Origin of the sequence: Fretibacterium fastidiosum (assembly GCF_000210715.1) — a bacterium.
GTDB lineage: Bacteria > Synergistota > Synergistia > Synergistales > Aminobacteriaceae > Fretibacterium > Fretibacterium fastidiosum.
Map to the genome: position 1 here is coordinate 493,315 of NC_021038.1, position 4,193 is coordinate 497,507.

2 protein-coding genes are annotated in these 4,193 nt (G+C 62.9%); one reads left to right on the forward strand and one right to left on the reverse strand.

The window, feature by feature from the left end; all coding sequences use genetic code 11:
- Positions 1–88 precede the first annotated feature (88 nt).
- On the reverse strand, positions 89–1,330 hold the full coding sequence (gene gltS / locus SY1_RS02170) for a sodium/glutamate symporter (RefSeq protein ID WP_015556032.1): 1,242 nt from the start codon (positions 1,328–1,330) through the stop codon (positions 89–91).
- Between the two features lie 595 nt (positions 1,331–1,925).
- Here gltS and pepF point away from each other — a divergent pair.
- Positions 1,926–3,905, forward strand: coding sequence for an oligoendopeptidase F (gene pepF / locus SY1_RS02175; protein ID WP_015556033.1), 1,980 nt, complete (start codon positions 1,926–1,928; stop codon positions 3,903–3,905).
- The last annotated feature ends 288 nt before the right edge of the window (positions 3,906–4,193 follow it).

The following is a 4,193-nucleotide window of genomic DNA, read 5'->3' on the forward strand; positions in this document are numbered from 1 at the left end:
TCCGGGGCGATCGCCAGCTCTGTCGTCCGCCCGCCGCTCCAGTCCGTCACGCGGTAGTCCGCTGGGTGAAGAAGTCTGATGCCGCGGCTCACTTTGTGATGCCCTCAACGAACTTCTTGATGAAGTAGATGGTCTGGGGCTGGTAGATGATGTCCACCAGGAAGGCCCCCACGATGGGCACGATCATGAAGGCCTTGCGGGACATGCCGTACTGCTCCGTCACCGCCGTCATGTTGACGATGGCGCTGGGCGTCGCGCCCAGCCCGTGGCCGCAGAGCCCCGCGCACATCACCGCCGCGTCGTAGTTGGAGCCCAGGATGCGGAAGACGACGAAGTAGGCGATGACGCACATGAAGACGAGCTGCGCCACCACGATCAGCAGCATGCCCCCCATGAGGTCCATGAGCTCCCAAAGGCGCAGGGTCATGAGGGCCAGGCCCAGGTAGAGATTCAGCATGACGTCGCCGATCTTGTCGCTCAGGGAGAAGCTGAACTTGTAAAACTGGAATTTCTCGTTCAGGTTGCGCAGGGCCACCGCCACGAACATGGCGCCCACGTAGTCCGGGAAGGACATGCCGAGGAGCTTGCCGATCCAACCGGACACCACCATGCCTAGGGCCATGCAGATGATGATGGCCGCCACGTTCTGAATGGTCTCAAGGCCCGTGAGCTTCACGCCCTCCGCGGCGTTGATGCTCTCGATCTCCGCGTAGCTGCCGTTGTCCTCCTGGGGCTTCAGGTTGTAGCGCACGATGAGGCGCCGTGCCAGGGGCCCTCCCACCATGACGCCTGAGATAAGGCCAAAGGTCGCCGCTGCCGCGCCAACGCCCATGGCGCCGGCGTAGCCCAGCTCCTCAAAGGTCCTGCCGTAAGCTCCGGCGGCGCCGTGGCCGCCGATCATGGAGATGGCGCTGGAGAGGAGCGCGTAGGGTGCGGGGAGGCCCACCGCGTCCCCCACCGTGATGCCGATAACGTTCTGGACAATGGAGATCACCCCGGCGCAGAGCCAGTAGAGGATCAGGAGCAGGCCGCCCTTCTTCAGCAGCTCAAAGCTGGCTCCCAGTCCCACCGTGGTGAAGAACGCCAGCATGAAGGGGGATTGAAAGGCGGAGTCGAACTTGAAGGCAAAGGTCCCCGTGTTGTGGCCGATGAAGGTGACGAACATGAAGAGGAATCCGCCGATGACCGGCGCCGGGATGCAGTACTTCTCCAGGAAGGGCACCTTCCGCTTGACCCGGTAGCCCAGCAGGAGCAGGACGCAGGCCATGGCCGTCGAGAAGACGGCGTTCTCGCTGATCGTGAAGACACCATCCACTACCTCAAAGCTCATATCAAGACCTCCTGTTTTTGTGGCATTGCCGTCCCATCAACCCAGCTTCGCGTGCCGGACGGGCACGGCCCCATGATCGGACGGAGCCGGGCACCCACTCCGTCCTCTTTCGCTCAACGCCCAAAGAAACGGTAGATACGGTAGAGCTTTTAGGGATAAAGTATCATTTTCATTTGACGTTTGTCAAGGCTGCCCGCCAGGTGACATTGACATTGAAGAATGGCCCCACCAGCGTTCCGCTCTTCGTGGCGTGACCTGCGGCCAAGCGTCGGGCGATAAGTGAAACGAGGGGCCGTCTCGACGGGACGGCCCCTCGGTTACGCTCGTTCCGTATGATGGCCCCATCCTTCTCTATTTCTTTTCTTTTAGGTTAATTTTGATCAATTCTTTTAAACTCAAAATTTGCCTTTTCTGGGGCCGGAAAGAGGGAGGCAAACCCTCCCTCCAGGAAAGCCATCGGTCCCCTGCCGCGCCGGGGGCCTGCGCCCGGCTCGCGGTTCCGGCCTGGGCGTCCCGCCTGTGATAACATAATGAAAGCATGGCGTTGGTTTTCAGGCGTTTTTGGGCAGTTGAGGGAGGACGGAGGCGATGGAGGATGAAGGGGTTGAGGACGCGGCGCGCGCTGCCGCTTCTGGCCGCCGCCTGTTTTTCCTGCGCGGGCTTGGCCGCCGGCGGTGCGGCTGCCGGCGTTGAAAAATTTGATGCTTTGACGCGAGGTGTTGTTCCGATGAATTTTGCGATGCGGTTTGAAGCCCCGGAGGCCATGGGGGATGGGACGGGCGGGGTGCCGGAGAGGCGGGACGTCCCGGAGGCCATGCGATGGGACCTGGAGGCGATCTATCCCTCCTTCGAGGCCTGGGAGAGGGCCTTCAGCGATCTGACGCCGAAGATCGACGCGCTGGCGGGCTTTGCGGGGCGGTTGGGCGAAGGGCCGAAGAAGCTTCTGGAGTACCTGAAGGCCGAGGAGGCCGTCTCTCTGGAGCTGGAGAAGCTCTACGTCTACGCCAACATGAAGAGCCACGAGGACCTGAGGGAGACACGCCCCATGGAGCTGGCCAGCCGCATCGAGGCGTTGTCCGCCAGGCACGGCGTGGTGACCGCTTTCTTTGCCCCTGAGGTCCTGGAGCTGCCCGAGGACGAGCTGCGGCGCTGGGTGCGGGGGGAGCCGGGGCTGAAGCTCTACGCCTTCTTCGTGGAGCGGCTGCTGCGGGAGCGGGAACACATCCTGCCCAGGGCGGAGGAGGCGCTTCTGGCCAGCGCCAGAGAGGCGACGGCGGCCCCGGAGAACGCCTTCTCGCTGTTGACGAACGCGGACCTGAAGTTCCCCACGATCCGGGATGAGGAAGGGCGCAGCGTCGAGTTGACGGAGGAGCGCTGGTACAAGCTCAGCCGCAGCCCCAGCCGGGACGTGCGCCGGGCGGCGTTCGAGGGCATCTACGGAACCTACGGTTCCTTCAAGAACGCCCTGGCCGCGCTCTACGCGGGGTCCGTGAAGGGCGACCTGTTCTACGCCAGGGCGCGGCGTTACAAGGACAGCCTGGAAGCGGCGCTCTTTGGCGACAACGTGCCCCGCAGCGTGTACGAGAACGTGGTGGACACGGCCGCTCGCTGCGCCCCCCTGATGCACCGCCTGGTGGCGCTGCGGAAACGGGCGCTGAAGCTCGACCGGCTGCACTATTACGACCTGAACGTCCCCATCGCCGAGGAACCGCGGGAGGACATCCCCTACGAGAGGGCCTGCCGGATGGTGGCGGAGGCCCTGGCCCCGCTGGGTGAGGACTACGTGGCGAACTTCAAGCGCGGTCTTGCGGAGCGCTGGATCGACGTCTACGAGAACCGGGGCAAGCGCAAGGGGGCCTACTCCTGGGGGTCCTACGCCACGCACCCCTACGTGCTGCTGAACTACAACGGAACCCTGAACGACGTCTTCACGCTGGCGCACGAGATGGGGCACTCCATGCACAGCTGGTACTCCCACAGGAACCAGCCCCAGGTCTACGGCGACTACACCATCCTCCTTGCGGAGGTGGCCTCGACGACGAACGAGGCGCTGCTCCTGGGGCACCTCCTGAAGACCGCCAAGACGGAGGAAGAGCGGAAGTGGCTCCTGAGCTACTACTACAACATGGTTCGGACGACCTTCTTCCGCCAGGCGATGTTTGCGGACTTCGAGCTTCAGGTCCATGCCCGCGCGGAGGAGGGGGGCGCCCTGACGCCGGAGTGGATGAGCGGCCTGTGGCGTGAACTGAACGAGAGGTGCTACGGGCCGGACATGGCCCCGGACGAACTTCTGTGGGTGGAGTGGGCCCGCATCCCGCACTTCTACAGCGCGTTTTACGTCTACAAGTACGTCACGGGCTTCACCGCGGCCAACGCCTTCGCCAGCGCCATCCTCGCGGGGGAACCGGGGGCCGTGGACCGCTACCTGACCTTTTTGAAGAGCGGCGGCAGCGACGAATCCCTGAACATCCTGCGGCGCGCCGGTGTGGACCTGACGAGCCGGGAGCCCTTCGACCGGACGATGAAGCTGTTTCAGGAACGGCTGGAGGAGGGGGAAAGGGTCTGGGGCCGATAGGGCCGGACCGATAGCGTCCATCGTTGTGCCGACGCTGCGGAGGTGGACAGCCCCCCTGGATTCACCCCCGGAGTTTTACGTAAATTTTGACGCAGACTGATGTTTTTCTGGACAAAACTTCAAGTTTTATATTATAATTAAGGTCCTTTCAGAACGACCTATCACCTCGTCTTATCAGTCCGAGGGCCGCGGCGTCTGGCGTTATGCCTCACTGCCGCGGCCCTTTCTTCGTTCTCCGATTCGTGCCCTTTTTGGGAAATAATACCAAATCGCGTTTAATATGGATTG

Coding starts and splice junctions, on each gene's coding strand:
- gltS (WP_015556032.1), bottom strand. CDS start 1,330: ATGAGCTTTGAGGTAGTGGATGGTGTCTTCACGATCAGCGAGAACGCC.
- pepF (WP_015556033.1), top strand. CDS start 1,926: ATGAAGGGGTTGAGGACGCGGCGCGCGCTGCCGCTTCTGGCCGCCGCC.